Origin of the sequence: Salinicola corii, assembly GCF_008298015.1 — a bacterium.
Lineage (GTDB): Bacteria > Pseudomonadota > Gammaproteobacteria > Pseudomonadales > Halomonadaceae > Salinicola > Salinicola corii.
On the sequence record NZ_VTPX01000011.1, the window covers coordinates 19,978 to 35,092 of the forward strand.

General features: G+C 64.5%; 13 protein-coding genes. 11 read left to right on the forward strand and 2 right to left on the reverse strand.

Annotation, left to right across the window (positions count from 1 at the left end; all coding sequences use genetic code 11):
• Nucleotides 1–68 precede the first annotated feature (68 nt).
• The gene (ehuR, locus tag F0A16_RS16865; protein ID WP_149436541.1) at nt 69–1,475 is read right to left on the reverse strand and encodes a MocR-like ectoine utilization transcription factor EhuR; all 1,407 of its coding nucleotides are present in this window, start codon (nt 1,473–1,475) and stop codon (nt 69–71) included.
• Between the two features lie 196 nt (nt 1,476–1,671).
• Between ehuR and doeA the strand changes: the two genes are divergently transcribed.
• The 9 genes from doeA to F0A16_RS16910 all read left to right on the forward strand — a co-directional run bounded on the left by doeA (nt 1,672) and on the right by F0A16_RS16910 (nt 11,855).
• Nucleotides 1,672–2,871, forward strand: coding sequence for an ectoine hydrolase DoeA (gene doeA, locus F0A16_RS16870; RefSeq protein ID WP_149436542.1), 1,200 nt, complete (start codon nt 1,672–1,674; stop codon nt 2,869–2,871).
• A 128-nt stretch (nt 2,872–2,999) separates the two neighbouring features.
• On the forward strand, nt 3,000–4,034 hold the full coding sequence (gene doeB / locus F0A16_RS16875) for a N(2)-acetyl-L-2,4-diaminobutanoate deacetylase DoeB (RefSeq protein WP_149436543.1): 1,035 nt from the start codon (nt 3,000–3,002) through the stop codon (nt 4,032–4,034).
• Entirely contained in the window at nt 4,031–4,513 is a 483-nt protein-coding gene (locus tag F0A16_RS16880; RefSeq protein WP_149436544.1) for an Lrp/AsnC family transcriptional regulator, read from the forward strand. Before doeB ends, F0A16_RS16880 begins: the two co-directional genes overlap by 4 nt.
• A 225-nt stretch (nt 4,514–4,738) precedes the next feature.
• Nucleotides 4,739–6,202 carry an NAD-dependent succinate-semialdehyde dehydrogenase gene (locus F0A16_RS16885; RefSeq protein WP_149436545.1) on the forward strand — a complete coding sequence of 488 codons (1,464 nt, stop codon included), beginning with the start codon at nt 4,739–4,741 and terminating at the stop codon, nt 6,200–6,202.
• A gap of 112 nt (nt 6,203–6,314) precedes the next feature.
• The gene (locus F0A16_RS16890; protein WP_149436546.1) at nt 6,315–7,709 is read left to right on the forward strand and encodes an aminotransferase; all 1,395 of its coding nucleotides are present in this window, start codon (nt 6,315–6,317) and stop codon (nt 7,707–7,709) included.
• A 99-nt stretch (nt 7,710–7,808) separates the two neighbouring features.
• Nucleotides 7,809–8,795 (forward strand): hydroxyectoine utilization dehydratase EutB, encoded by a 987-nt coding sequence (gene eutB, locus F0A16_RS16895; RefSeq protein ID WP_149436547.1) that lies wholly within the window; start codon nt 7,809–7,811, stop codon nt 8,793–8,795.
• Nucleotides 8,796–8,997: 202 nt separating this feature from the next.
• The gene (locus F0A16_RS16900; protein WP_149436548.1) at nt 8,998–9,945 is read left to right on the forward strand and encodes a cyclodeaminase; all 948 of its coding nucleotides are present in this window, start codon (nt 8,998–9,000) and stop codon (nt 9,943–9,945) included.
• Between the two features lie 2 nt (nt 9,946–9,947).
• Complete coding sequence (locus F0A16_RS16905; protein WP_187776055.1) at nt 9,948–10,496, forward strand: GNAT family N-acetyltransferase; 549 nt, start codon at nt 9,948–9,950, stop codon at nt 10,494–10,496.
• Between the two features lie 189 nt (nt 10,497–10,685).
• A complete protein-coding gene (locus F0A16_RS16910) occupies nt 10,686–11,855 on the forward strand; it encodes an iron-containing alcohol dehydrogenase (protein ID WP_149436550.1) in 1,170 nt (389 codons plus the stop codon).
• 98 nt (nt 11,856–11,953) lie between these two features.
• Here F0A16_RS16910 and zwf read toward each other — a convergent pair whose 3' ends face one another.
• On the reverse strand, nt 11,954–13,528 hold the full coding sequence (gene zwf / locus F0A16_RS16915) for a glucose-6-phosphate dehydrogenase (protein WP_149436551.1): 1,575 nt from the start codon (nt 13,526–13,528) through the stop codon (nt 11,954–11,956).
• A 179-nt stretch (nt 13,529–13,707) separates the two neighbouring features.
• Here zwf and F0A16_RS16920 point away from each other — a divergent pair, with 179 nt between their 5' ends.
• Both F0A16_RS16920 and F0A16_RS16925 read left to right on the forward strand, forming a co-directional pair.
• Nucleotides 13,708–14,022 (forward strand): YrhK family protein, encoded by a 315-nt coding sequence (locus F0A16_RS16920; protein ID WP_149436552.1) that lies wholly within the window; start codon nt 13,708–13,710, stop codon nt 14,020–14,022.
• Nucleotides 14,023–14,176: 154 nt separating this feature from the next.
• Nucleotides 14,177–15,106, forward strand: a complete 930-nt coding sequence (locus F0A16_RS16925; protein ID WP_149436553.1) for a DNA/RNA non-specific endonuclease — start codon at nt 14,177–14,179, stop codon at nt 15,104–15,106.
• Nucleotides 15,107–15,115 lie beyond the last annotated feature (9 nt).

A 15,115-nucleotide genomic window follows, 5' to 3' on the forward strand; every position in this document is an offset into this window, starting at 1 on the left:
AAGAAATCGGCGCGCGCGGCTGGGCGGGTTTGCCAACCGGTTGACACTCTTCGCGTCGCTCGTCGCCTTCAGTACGCGATCTCCAGCATCGGTGGCGGCGCTTCACCCAGCAGTTGGCTCAGCACGTCCAGGCCGCTGGCCAGGCGTGACAGATCCGGTTCGGCTCCCAGGCTGATGCGAACACGCCGCGGCATGGCGGACTGCTCGACCAGGAACGGCTGGGCGGTGGTGATGGCGACGCCTTCCTGGCGCGCCTGCTGCTGAAGCTCCTCCGCGCGCCACGGCTCCGGCAGCGCCAGCCAGATGTGCAGACTGCTGGGGCGCGATTCGATGGCATGCCCCGCCAGCTTGCGCGACGCCAGTTGTTGCCGCTCTGCCAGCAACTGGCGTTGTTCGTGGGCCAGCGTATCGACCATGCCGCTGGCCAGCCAGTAGTCCGCCAGTTCGAACACCAACGGCGTGGCCATCCAACTGGTGGCGCGCAGCCTTGGCAAGGTGTGGTGCATCTGGCCGCGGGGCACGCTGAGATAGCCGGCGCGCAGCCCGGGTACGGTCGCCTTGGTCAGACTGGTGACATGGAAACTCTGCTGGGGCAGCCTGGCAGTCAGGGACTGGAGGCCCGCAGGCTCCAGCAGCGCATGCACGTCGTCCTCGATCAGCCAGACATCGTGACGCAACAGGATCTCCGCCACGACGTCCCGGCGGGCGTTCTCCATGGTCGCGCCGGTGGGGTTGAGCTGGGTCGGGGTCAGGCAGACGGCTCGCGGGCGGTATTTCACGATGGCCGCCTCCAGCGCCTCGGGAATGACGCCCTGATCGTCGATCGCCACGCCGTGGAGCTGGAAACCGAGCGTGCGCGCCAACGCGATCAGGCCGTGATCGGTCAGCATCTCCGTCAGCACGATATCGCCATGCTGGACCACCGTGGCGATGGCCAGCATCAGCCCATGGGCAGCGCCATTGCAGAGCAGCCGGTCATCGGCCTCGCCAGGGACGCCGAGACGCTCCTTCAGCCAGGCGTTGGCGCGCTCGCGCTGGTGCTGCAGGCCGGCGATTGGCCGGCAGGCGCCGATCACGTCGGCGTGGGCGGTCCTGGCGAGTTCCGCCAACGCCTCGCGAAAGCGCCGATGGTGGGAAGGTGGACAGACCGGATGGGCGATCGACAGGTCGATGGGGGCGGCGTCGGTGACGGCAGCCGGCGCGCGCAGGTATTCGTTCTCGGAATCGCCCTCGGCATCGCGAATCCAGGTGCCGCTGCCGACCCGCGCCTGGACGAGGCCGCTCTTCTCGGCCTGTTCGTACGCGCGGGAAACGGTCTGCACGCTGACGCCCAGGGTTTCGGCGAGCTCACGATGGGTCGGCAGGCGCATGCCGGGAGAGAGCACGCCGTGGCGAACCGCCTCGGCGAGGGCGCGAGCGATGGAAAGATATTTGGGGCCATGCCCGCCGAGGAAGGGCGTCAGGTCGATTGTCATGATGCAATAAAGCCTTTGACGGCACGCTGAGCGACGATGCTACTATCATCATCGATGCATTGACCGATAATTGTCATGAATGTTGGCAAGTAAATCATGACAATTTCACACCCGGTCGGCAAGCGGCAGGACACTCGGCTCGATCCCCTCGACCGCCGATGTCCCAACAATTCGGTCCCGTTAGTCGAGTGGCTCCATGTTTCAGGTTTCTTTACCTTTCTCGCGTGAAGAGTACGCCAATCGTTTGCACAAAGTGCGCGTTTCCATGGCGAGCCGCGGAATTGATGTTCTCGTTGTCAGCGATCCTTCCAACATGGGCTGGCTGACGGGGTACGACGGCTGGTCGTTCTACGTTCACCAGTGCGTGCTGGTGGGGCTGGAGGGCGAGCCGGTCTGGTACGGGCGGCGCCAGGACGCCAACGGGGCCTGGCGCACCTGCTGGATGGATGCCGAGCGTGTGCGCTACTACCCGGATTACTACGTCCAGAATCCGGACATGCATCCGATGGAGTACCTGGCCCAGTCGGTGCTGCCCGAGTACGGCTGGCACACCGGCAATGTCGGGTTGGAGATGGACAACTACTACTTCTCGGGCAAGGCCTACGTGAGCCTGCTCAAGGAGCTGCCGCATGCCCAACTGATCGATGCCACGGCGCTGGTCAACTGGTGTCGGGCGATCAAGTCGCCGCAGGAGATCGCCTATATGCGCACGGCGGCGAGAATCGTCGAGTGCATGCACACCCGGATCCTCGAGATGATCGAGCCCGGCCTGGCCAAGAGCAAGCTGGTCTCCGAGATCTATCGGGTCGGCACCGAGGGCTGGACCGATGAGCATGGCACGGTCCATGGCGGCGACTATCCCGCCATCGTGCCGCTGCTGCCGACCGGCAGCGACGCCGCCGCGCCGCACCTGACCTGGGACGACACCCCGTTTCGCAAGGGCGAGGGCACGTTCTTCGAGATTGCCGGCTGCTACAAGCGCTATCATGCGCCGCTGTCGCGCACCGTCTTCCTGGGTAAACCGCCGCAGGACTTCATCCGTGGCGAATCGGCCCTGCTCGAAGGGATCGACAACGGGCTGGCGGTGGCCAAGCCCGGCAATCGCTGCGCCGACATCGCGCTGGCCCTGGGGGCGGCGATGGACAAGTATGGCTTCGACCGGGGCGGGGCGCGCTGCGGCTATCCGATCGGGATCAGCTATCCGCCGGACTGGGGCGAGCGCACCATGAGTCTGCGCCCCTCCGACGAGACGATCCTCGAGCCTGGGATGACCTTCCACTTCATGCCCGGCATGTGGATGGACGACTGGGGCCTCGAGATCACCGAAAGCATCCTGATCACCGAGAATGGTGCCGAGCCGCTGTGCGACTTTCCACGCCAGCTGTTTGTTAAATAGGTGCGTCAGTTGTTCGTCAAACAAGGCCGCATGACGGGTTCGCCCCGAGGTTCCTGTTACCTTATCAATGACGCGTCAATCGGCTATGGGCCCCTGGCGCGTTATCCGCTTCATTGAGGAGAGTTCGCATGTCCGCATCCCTGCGTCCCAGCCCGATCAGCGCCACCGTCGACTTCGATGCCCAGGGCGTTCAGCACGGTTTCCTGAAACTGCCGATCTCGGTCGACGAGTCGGCCTGGGGCGCGGTGATGATCCCGATCACCGTGATCGCCAATGGCGAAGGGCCGACAGCGCTGCTGACCGGCGGCAACCATGGTGACGAGTACGAAGGCATCACCTCGCTGCTCAAGCTCGCCAGTACGCTCCAGGCCAAGGACGTGCGCGGCCGCGTGATCATCGTGCCGATGATGAACACGCCTGCGGCGGAAGCCGGCAAGCGGACCTCGCCGCTGGATGGCGGCAACCTCAATCGCAGTTTCCCCGGCGACCCCAATGGCGGCGTGACGAGTCAGATCGCCGACTATTTCACTCGGGTGCTGGTACCGATGTGCGACGTGGCGCTGGATCTGCACTCCGGCGGTCGCACGCTGGACATCGTGCCGTTCGCCGCCGCCCACCGGCTCGACGATCTCGCCCAGGAGAGCGCCAGCCTCGCCGGTGCCGTCGCCTTCGGCGCGCCCTACGCCATGATGATGTTCGAGCTCGACGCCACCAAGCTCTACGACACCGCGGTGGAATCCCAGGGCAAGACCTTCGTCACCACCGAGCTCGGCGGCGGCGGCACCTCGACGCCGCAGAGTCTGGCGCTGACCGAGCGCGGCGTGCGCAATTTCTTGATTCACTATGGGTTGATGGCTGGCGAGATCGAGAAGCCGACCGAACCCATGATCTACGTCGACATGCCGGACGCCAGCTGCTACGTGCAGAGCGAGCACTCCGGACTGCTGGAATTGATGGTCTCCCTTGGCGCGATGGTGAAGGAAGGCGAGGTGCTGGCGCGGGTCTATGACATGAGTCGCACCGGCGCGGCGCCGGTCGAGTACCGTGCCCAGCGCGACGGCGTTCTGATCGCCCGGCGTTTCCCGGCCAAGGTGGGCATGGGCGATACCATCGCCGTGGTCGCGGAAGTGGTCGAGTCGCTGGAACGTGATCAGGTCTCATGAAGCTCGATCGCTACGACCTCAAGATCCTGGAGATCCTCAGTCGCGACGGCCGGATCACCAAGTCGCGGCTGGCGGAGGCGATCAGCCTCTCCGTCAGCCCCTGCTGGGAACGGGTCAAGCGACTGGAGAAAGCCGGCGTCATCGAAGGCTACAGCGCCCGGATCAATCCCGACGCCATCGTCAAGCGCACCCCGGTGTGGGTGCAGATCGAACTCAAGCAGCACAACGCCGAGAGCTTTGCCCGCTTCGAGCGCATGGTGTCGGAAACCGATGCCGTGGCGGAATGCGTCGCGGTCGGCGGCGGCGTCGACTACCTGGTCAAGATCGCCGCCGACAGTATCGACGCCTATCAGCGCCTGATCGATGCCTGGCTGGTGTCCGACCTCGGCATCGAGCGCTACTTCACCTATATCGTCACCAAGACGGTCAAGCGCGAAGGACCGCCGGTGTTCTCCGAAGTTGATGATTCGCAGGCCTGAGAACAAGCGACTGGAAAATGACGATGAGCCCGGCCCAAGCCGGGCTCATTCGTTCCGTCGCACATCCCGCCAAAAAAATCGTAACTCCCGCTAAACCTTTCGAAAGAAAACGGACCGTAAATCGGCCGAGACAAAAAAATTCCTCGCTGCAGAATCGATAACATGGTCGCACTCGCAGGATAGGCAAGCCGTTCTGCTCACCGCCGACACCTTGCAGGAGGCGACATGAAACTCAACGATCCCCGGCTTTTCCGTCAGTACGCCTATATCGACGGCAAGTGGACCCACGGTAGCGAGGGCCGCGAGGAAGCGGTCGTCGATCCCGCGACGGGAGAGATCCTGGGCCACTGCGCGCTACTGGAAGCGGCCCAGATCACCGAGACGGTGACCGCCGCCGAGGGCGCCTTCGCTGAGTGGCGGGCGATCAATGTCCACGAGCGGGCCGAGAAGCTCAACGCCTGGTATCGCCTGCTGCACGAATACAAGGAAGACCTGGCGCTGCTGATGACCTATGAGCAGGGCAAGCCGCTCGACGATTCCCGTGGCGAGGTCGACTACGGCGCCAGCTTCATTCAGTGGTTCGCCGAAGAGGCCAAGCGTGCCTATGGTGTGACCATTCCCAGCCATATCCCCAACGCCGCACTGGGCACGATCAAGGAGCCGGTGGGCGTCTCGGCGATGTTCACGCCCTGGAATTTCCCGCTGGCGATGATCACCCGCAAGGCCGGGGCGGCGCTGGCTGCTGGTTGCACTGTGATCGTCAAGCCGGCCAATGAGACGCCATACTCCGCGCTGGCACTGGCCGAGCTGGCCGAGCGGGCCGGTATTCCGGCGGGCGTGTTCAACGTCGTCACCGGCGACCCGGCGACCGTGTCCGAGGTGCTGTGCAACGACAACCGCATTCGCAATATCTCGTTCACCGGCTCGACCCGCGTCGGCAAGCTGCTGATGCGGCAGAGTTCCTCCAGCGTCAAGCGCATGTCGCTGGAGCTGGGCGGCAACGCGCCGTTCATCGTCTGCGACGACATGGATCCGGATGCGGCGGCGAAAGAGGCAGTCGCCGCCAAGTTCCAGACCGCCGGGCAGGATTGTCTCGCCGCCAACCGTATCTTCGTTCACCGCAAGATCTACGATGTCTTCGTCGAACGCTTCGTGGTGCATATGCAGGCGCTGAAGGTCGGCAACGGTCTCGAAGGGAGCGATATCGGCCCGCTGATCCACCAGCGCGCGGTCGACATGGCCAAGGGTATCGTCGAGGACGGCATCCAGAAGGGCGCGCGCCAACTGGGCGGCGGGGGCCAGGCGCCCGGCGAGAACTTCTTCATGCCGACGCTGCTGGCCGATATCACCCCGGAGATGCGTGTGTTTCGCGAGGAGACCTTCTCGCCGGTCGCGGGGGTCTGTGCGTTCGATGACGACGACGAAGTCATCCAGCTCGCCAACGACACCGAGTACGGGCTCGCCGCCTACGTCTACACCCACGACGTGCGTCGTATCTGGAAGCTGATGCGCGGGCTCGAGTACGGCATGGTCAGCGTCAACAGCGTGAAGATGACCGGCGCGCCGATCCCCTTCGGCGGCGTCAAGCAGTCCGGCCTCGGTCGCGAGGGCGGCGCCGCGGGACTCGACGAGTATCTCGATACCAAGTACTACTGCCTCGGCAATATGCCCTCGGCGAGTAATTCATAAGTTCCAGGACTTTCAACGCGGGTATGACACAAGGGTCACCCCGACCGCTGCGCCCGCTCCTGAAACGCCGTCCGGACAAGCGATGGCGTTTCGTTTTGGTTAAGGAAAGGTTATGACCGATACCCGTACCCTGATCGACAACGATCGCCGCCATGTCTTCCACGCATCCACCCATCTGCGTGATCACGCCCACGGCGACGCGCCGGGACGCATCATCACCGGCGGCAAGGGAATCTCCATCGTCGATCGTGACGGCCGCGAGATGATCGACGCCTTCGCCGGGCTCTATTGTGTCAACATCGGCTACGGCCGCACCGAGATCGCCGATGCCATCTACGCCCAGGCCAAGGAGTTGGCTTACTACCACACCTATGTCGGTCACTCCAACGAGCCGCTGATCGCGTTGTCCGAACGGATCGCCAGGCTCGCCGGCAACGGTTTGAACAAGGTCTACTACGGGCTTTCCGGCAGCGACGCCAACGAGACCCAGATCAAGCTGGTGCGCTACTACCACAACGTCACCGGCCAGCCGAAGAAGAAAAAGATCATCGCGCGTCAGCGGGGCTACCACGGTTCCAGCATCGCCGCCGGTTCGCTGACCGGTTTGCCCGCGTTCCACCAGCATTTCGACCTGCCTATCGAGGGCATTCTGCACACCAAGGCCCCCTACTATTATAGGAGGGAGCGCGGCGATATGAGTGAGCGCGAGTTCTCGGTCTACTGTGCCGAGCAGCTCGAAGCGCTGATCCAGCGCGAAGGCCCGGAAACCATCGGCGCCTTCATCGGCGAGCCGGTGCTCGGCACCGGTGGCATCATTCCGCCGCCGGCAGGCTACTGGGAGGCGATCCAGGCCGTGCTCAAGCGCCACGACATCCTGCTGATCGCCGACGAGGTCGTCAGTGGCTTCGGTCGTCTGGGCAGCGATTTCGGCTTCCAGCACTATGGTATCGAGCCGGACCTGGTCACCATCGCCAAGGGCCTGACCAGCGCCTATCAGCCGCTTTCCGGTGTGATCGTCGGTGAGCGCGTATGGAAAGCGCTGGAAGATGGGACCGGCGAATATGGGCCAATCGGCCACGGCTGGACCTACTCCGGGCACCCGCTGGGCGCCGCCGCCGCGATGGCCAATCTGGATATCATCGAACGCGAGAACCTGGTGGGTAACGCCGCCGAGACCGGCGCCTACTTCAATGCCCAGCTCAAGAAGACCTTCAGTGAGCATCCGCTGGTGGGCGATGTACGTGGCGAAGGCTTGATGGCCGCACTGGAGTTCGCGCCGGAGAAGGGCGAGTACACGCCGTTCGATCCCTCATTGAAGGTTGGCGCTCGGGTCGCCGCGGCGGCGCTGGAAGAGAACCTGATCGCCCGGGCCATGCCCAACGGCGATATCCTCGGCTTTGCGCCGCCTCTGGTGATCGACCGCAGCCAGGTCGACGAGGTGATCGCTCGCGCCAAGCGTGCCGTCGACCGCGTGACCGACGAGCTGACCCGCGAAAAGGCGCTATAGGCCTGGGCCGACGGCTGTTGCCGTATCGGCTTGATGCAACCGTACGCCTGCGGCAGGGTGAAAGCTCTGCCGCTTTTCATTATTGCTTCGGGAGCCCGCATGTCCGACCCCGTCACGCTTCACGATATCTACCTGGCACGCCAGCGACTCGCCGGGCAGGCGGCACGCACGCCGCTGATCCTCTCCCAGAGCCTGTCGTTGCGGTTCGAGGCCGAAGTCTATCTAAAGCTGGAAACCCTGCAGCCGAGCGGGGCGTTCAAGCTGCGGGGCGCGCTCAACAAGATCGCCTCGCTATCGTCGGAGCAGCTCGAGCGCGGCGTGACCACGGCCTCCACCGGCAATCACGGCCGTGCGGTGGCGTGGGCGGCCAAGCGACTCGGCGCGCGGGCCGTGATCTGCCTCTCCGAGCTGGTGCCGGCCAACAAGGTGGCAGCCATCGAAGCGTTGGGCGCGGAAGCGCGGGTGATCGGCCGCTCCCAGGACGATGCCTTCGTCGAGGCGCGGCGCCTGGTCGCCGAGGAGGGCATGGCGCTGATCGAACCCTTCGACGATCCGCTGATCGCGGCCGGCCAGGGCACCATCGGCCTGGAGCTGATGGAGGACCTGCCAAGCCTCGATCGTGCCTTCGTCGGTCTTTCCGGTGGCGGTCTGCTGGGCGGTATCGGCCGCGCGGTCAAGGGCGTCAATCCGCGCGCCACGGTAACCGGCGTCAGCATGCAGCGCGGCGCGGCGATGATCGACAGTCTCGCAGCCGGCAGGCCGGTCGAGGTCGAGGAAGAAGCCTCGCTGGCGGACTCGCTCGGTGGTGGTATCGGGCTCGACAACCGCTGCACGTTCGCGCTGGTGCGCGAGGTGATGGACGATCACTACCGGGTCTCGGAGCCGGCGATCGCCCGCGCCATGCTGCACTTCTTCGAGCAGGAGAAGATGCTGGTGGAAGGTGCCGCGGCGGTCGGGCTCGCCGCCATCGAGGAGCACGATATCGATATCCGGGGCCAGAAAGTCGCACTGATCGTCTCGGGCAACGGTGTCGATGCAGAGACATTGATGCGGGCCAGGGCCCTGATCGATTATCCCGAGCGCTGATCGTCTGAAAACTGCCTGCGCTCGGCCATACGGCGTTAAAAATGAGCTTAAAGTACTCATTTACAACCCGTAAACTGGAGCGCCAGCCCGGTCCTCTTCCGCTAATTTTTGCCTTAGCTACGCGCCCGGTCTGGCCTTCGCTCGCCGACTTTTCAGACCCGCTCAATCTTAATAGCTATTGCACGGGTTAGAAGGATTGAATATGGAACTCTATAACCGCGAACAGATTCAGCACGTCGTCACGCTCGATCATGCCGCGCTGGATGCCGTCGAAGCCGGCTTTCGCGCGCTGGGTGAGGGCAACGTCGTCCAGCCGCCGATCCTGTCGATGGCGATCGAGGAGTCCAACGGCGAAGTCGACGTCAAGACCGCCCATATCAAGGGCAACGAACGCTTCGCTATCAAGGTCAGCCCCGGCTTCTTCGACAATCCCAAGCTCGGCCTGCCGAGCCTGAACGGACTGATGATCGTATTCTCGGCCAAGACCGGGCTGGTCGAGGCGGTGCTGTTCGACGAAGGCTATCTCACCGATATTCGAACCGCGCTGGCCGGCGCCATTGCGGCGAAGCATCTTTCCCGCGCCGACAGCAAGCGCGTCACCGTCCTCGGCGCCGGGCTGCAGGCCGAGCTGCAGGTCGCCGCGCTCAAGCTGGTGCGCGACATCGATACGCTGGACGTCTGGGCGCGGGACGTCGCCAAGGCCGAAGCCTACGCGGCACGGATGCAGAAAAAATACGGGCTGACCGTGACGGTGCACGCCGAGATCGGCAACGCCTGCCGCGAGGCGGACATCATCGTCACCACCACGCCGTCGCGCGAGCCGCTGCTCTCCGGAGAGCATCTGCGCGATGGCGTCCATGTCACCGCCATGGGTTCCGATAGCCCGGACAAGCGCGAACTCGATTCGTCGGTGATGGAGCGGGCCGATCATTTCGTAGCCGACGCCCGCGCCCAGAGCGAGAACAACGGCGAGCTCAAGGCCTACGCCGGCCACGACGCGCCTTTCCGGATCAACGAGCTGGGCAGGGTGGTCGCCGGTGGGAGCAGCCTGCGTACTGCGGATTCCCAGATCACCGTCTGCGATCTCACCGGGACCGGGGTGCAGGACACCGCCATCGCCGGCTTCGCGCTGGGCCGGCTGGCGGAGTGAACGTGGCGGACGGCGTTAGCGTACGCTGGGCGACGCGGGACGATGCGGCGTCGATCGCGGGCATTCATGTCGACGCCTGGCGCCACAATTATCGCGGATTGATCGACGACGCTACGCTGGCGTCGCTTGATGTTGCGTCGAAGGTCGAGACCTGGCGCGAGGCGCTGGTGGATGACACCAGCGTCTTCGTGGCATCACGTGGGAGCAACATACTGGGATGGGTTCGAATCGGCCCTTTCCGTCAGACCGAAGAGGCGCGCCCCGAGGTGCGTGCGATGACCCCCGGCTGGGCCGAGTTGTACGGTTTCTACGTCTCCCCGCGGGCACAGCGCCAGGGCGTGGGTAGTGCGCTGTGGCACCGGGCCTACCGCTGGTGCCTCGACCATGGCTATCGCGATGTCGGGCTGTGGGTGCTGGCCGGCAACGTTGTCGCCATCCGCTTCTATGCGGGCTGCGGCTTCCGCGATCTCGAGCTCGACCAGAACTTCGAGATCGCGGGCCAGCCGCTGGTCGAGAAGCTGATGGCGCGGGGACTGGATTCCGTTTCCTGACGGCCTCGCTGGGTGCGCCTTGCGCATCGCGCTCTCCGAAGCCGGTCTCGGCGGCAGAGCCGTCGCTGGATCTTGCACTTTGGTGGCAGGCTCGCGTCCAGCGTCGCCATGGCGTGGCATGCTGCCTGTGGAGGGCGGTGGCCGGCGTGCCGCTGGAAAGGTCGCAAGGTCGGACGAGGAGGAGAGTCGATGTCCAGCAACATCCTGATGCCACGCATCATGGAGGTCGGTGGTGGTGCGCTCGAGCGGCTGACGGAGGTGCTCGCGGCGCTGGGCGTGCGGCGGCCGCTGATCGTTACCGACACCACCATGGTGAAGCTCGGCTATCTGGCGCGTGTCGAGGCGCTGCTCGACGCGGCGCATCTCGACTACCGGGTATTTGCCGATACGGTGCCGGAGCCCACCGAGGCATCGATTCGCGCGGGCGTCGAGTCGATGCGCGATGGCACCGGGCGGGGTGCCTTCGACGGCCTGGTCGCGCTGGGTGGCGGCAGCCCCATCGACTCCGCCAAGGCGATCGGCGTGCTGGGGCACTTCGGTGGCGCGATCCGTGACTATCAGTTTCCGCGTTCGGCCGCGCGGATCGGCTTGCCCCTGGTCGCCATTCCCACCACCGCCGGCACCGGCTCGGAGATGACGCGCTTCACCATCATCACCGACGATAGTGTCGGCGAGAAGATGCTCTGCCCCGGGATCGGCTTCATGCCGGCGGCGGCGATCATCGACTACGAGCTGACCCTCTCGGTGCCGGCACGGGTCACCGCCGATACCGGCATCGATGCGTTGACCCATGCCATCGAGGCGTACGTGAGTCGCAAGGCCAACCCCTTCTCGGATCACAATGCGCTGGCCGCGATGCGCCTGATCGGCCCCCATCTGCGCCGGGTTTACCACCAGCCCGACGACCGTCCGGCGCGGGAAGCGATGATGCTGGGATCGAGTCTGGCGGGACTGGCCTTTTCCAGCGCCTCGGTGGCGCTGGTGCACGGCATGAGTCGTCCGATCGGCGCGGCCTTTCACGTGCCCCACGGCATGTCCAATGCCATGCTGCTGCCGGCGGTTACCGCGTTCTCGCTGCCCGAGGCCCGCGAACGCTACGCCACCTGCGCCCGCGCGATGGGCGTTGCCGCCGCCGTCGACGATGATGCTCGCGCCGGCCAGCGACTGCTGGACGAACTGGCCGCCCTCAACCGCGAGCTGGAGGTGCCGCGACCGCGCGACTACGGCATCGACGAGCAGCGCTACCTCGCGCTGCTCGACACCATGGCGGAGCAGGCGCTGGCCTCCGGCTCGCCGGGCAACAACCCACGGGTGCCGAGCCACCAGGAGATGACCGAGCTGTATCGGGAGATCTGGTAGCCATAGCGGGTGATCTGATAGCCGTAGCGGGTGACCTGATAGCGACCGCGCCTATCCGGCGTCGTTCGCGGCGGTCCGATTCGGCGCGCGCCACGGTCTCAGCGCTTGCCGGGCACCGGCGCCACGCCGGGGCCCGTCGCTTCCCCTACCTTGTGCCACGTGCGGCCGTCACGCTGGATCAGTTCATGGGCGCCGGCGGGTCCGTCGGTGCCGGCAGCATAGCCTTCGATACCGGATTCCCCGGCCTCGGACTGCCGAGCCCAGGCATCCAGGAACGGCTGCACGGCACGCCAGCCGTTCTCGATGGTGTCGGCGCGCTGAAACAGCATCTGGTCACCGGTCAGGCAGTCGTAGATCAACGTCTCGTAGCCGGTGACCGCGGGTAGATCGAAGAAGTCCTTGTAGGCGAAGCCCATCTTGACGGTGTCCATCTCGAGCTCGGGGCCGGGTCGCTTGGCCTGGAAATCGAACCACATGCCCTCGTTGGGCTGGATCTGGATGATCAGCCAGTTGGAGGCCATCCGCTCCACGTCGGTGTTGCGAAACTGCGCGTAGGGCGCCGGCTTGAAGCAGATCGCGATTTCGGTATCCCGCGCGCTCATGCGCTTGCCGGTGCGCAGGTAAAACGGCACGCCGACCCAGCGCCAGTTGTCGACCATCACCTTCATGGCGACGAAAGTTTCGGTCTGGCTGTCCGCGTCGACGCCGTTTTCGTCGAGATAACCGGGCACCTGGCGGTCGTCGAGGGTGCCTTTCTCGTAGCGTCCGCGGGCGGAGTGGTGGGCGGCTTCCTCGGTGGTCCACGGGCGGACGGCGCCCAGTACCTTCGATTTTTCGCTGCGCAGGGAGTCGGCGCCGAACGCGGCCGGCGGTTCGATCGCGACCATCGCCAGCAGTTGGAACAGGTGGTTGGGTACCATGTCGCGCATCGCACCGGCCTTGTCGTAGAAGGCGGCACGTTCCTCGACGCCGACCGTCTCCGCGGCGGTGATCTGGATGTGATCGATGTAATGATTGTTCCAGAACGGTTCGAACAGGACGTTGGCGAAGCGGGCGACGAGGATGTTCTGGACCGTCTCCTTGCCGAGGAAATGGTCGATTCGGTAGATCTGCTCTTCCTTCATCACCTCGAGCAGGTTGGCGTTCAATGTCTGTGCGGATTCGAGGTCGTGACCGAACGGTTTCTCGACCACGAGCCGGCGATATTGCCCGTTTCGCTCCTCGAGCAGTCCGGCGCCGTCGAGTTTTCTGGCGATGTCGCTGAAGAAGCGCGACGACGTGGCACAGTAGAAGAGCGCGTTGTCGCTGCCCGACGAGGCGATGACATCCTCGATCTGGCGATAGATGGCGTCATCGGTGAAATCGCCCTGGCGATAGTGCAGTCGCTTCTCGAAATCCCGCCAGTGGGACTCGTCCAAGGAGCCGCCCCGGCTCTCCGAATGATTGTCGGCGATGAAGTCCTTGAGATGTCGACGAAAACTCTCGTCGTCGTGCTCGGCGAGATCGATGCCGACGATCCGCATTTCCGGGGCGATCAGGCGATCCCGGTCCAGGTTGTAGAGTGAAGGGATCAACAGCCGCTTCACCAGATCGCCGCCAGCGCCGAAGATGAACATCGTGGTGTTGTCGGCGGCAGGCGTCTGCTCATACCGCGTTTGCGTCGAATGGGACACTGACTTTCACCTCTTCATGTGGATTGCCTGAAGCAGGCCAATTCGTATGACTCCATCATGGAAGACAATCCCCATGGGGGCCAGCGCGTTGCTTCGATAACTCGGCGGGAACCGGCTTTGCGGGCATCGTCAGGCTGAACCAGACTAGCGTGACGAATTTCAAGCGGAGCGATAGCGACATGAGCGAGAGCAACCAACAGCGTGCGGGCGGCGGCAGCAAAGCGTTGACGCTCCACTTCGGGCGAGACGAACTCGTAATTCGCCAACGCTACGAGGTCGTGAGCATCGCCAACGATATCCTGATCGGTGTCTGGTTCGTGATCGGGAGCCTCTTTTTCTTCTACGATTCCCTAGCGTACGCAGGTACCTGGCTGTTCTTGATCGGTAGCGTCGAGATGCTGATTCGGCCGGTCATTCGCCTGGCTCGGCGCCTGCATCTGCAGCGGCTGAATGTCGGCTCATCGTCGCTGACCGAGGCTGAGCACGACTTCTGAACATGCTGCATGTCTCGATACAGTGCAGTCCAACGACTTTGCGCCCCGTCGTAGATCAACTTCTGGACGTAAGTCGTCGGCCTGTCATGCGACGCTCATGACGGCGTGGCAGGCTGGCGGTCGCGCTCGATCGGACCCTGGAGAGTAAAGTCCCATGCCCCACAAGGAATTTCACCGTCCCGGCCTGCGCGACCTGCGTCGCCTCGCTGCCCCTGGCACCGAAAGATCGATGGTGGCAGCGCCGTCAATGGGCGCCGTCGATACCGAGTCACTGAACGACCGGCAAGGCTACGACACGGCGTTTCTGGGCGACCTCGTGGTGCCACTGCCGGAGCCCGTCGGAGAACGTGCGGAGGATGTTACGCCGGTTCCCGGACGTGACGACGGCCGGCTCGACTACACGCACTTCTCGGTCGTGATGTCGTGCTCCCGCAGGTTGGCGATCTTCACCGCCCTCAATCTCGATGGCAGCCGGCTCGACAGTGTACCCAGACACAACGACAACTGGCGTTTCGATCCCCGAATCGACGAATCGCTTCAGGTCGGTGAATCGCTCTACGCGCGCAATCCGCTGGACCGGGGGCATCTGGTTCGCCGCACTTCGGCCAACTGGGGACCAGAGGCCGAGCAGGCCAACGCCGACACCTTCCACTTCACCAACTGCACGCCGCAGATGGCGGGTTTCAACCAGCAGACCTGGCTGGGGCTGGAAGATTATCTGCTGGAGAACGCCCGCGCCGACGAGCAGCGAATCACGGTCTTCACCGGCCCCGTGTTTCGGGACGACGACCGCCGCTACCGAGGCGTGAGAATCCCCGAGGCGTACTGGAAGGTGGTGGCCTTCATGGCGGATGGTCAACCCTCTGCCACGGCTTACATGATCGAGCAGGCCGGGGAGCTCGACGGGCTCGGCTTCATGTTCGGGCAGTACAGGACCTACCAGCGCAGCGTGGCCCGGATCGGGGAGCTGGCCGGGCTCGACTTCGGCAACCTGGTCGAATTCGACGGGTTCTCCAACGAGGAGCGCGAGACAGGCACACGGATCGAGACGGAGATTCGCGGGCCCTCGGACATTCTCGTCTAGGGGCTTCGG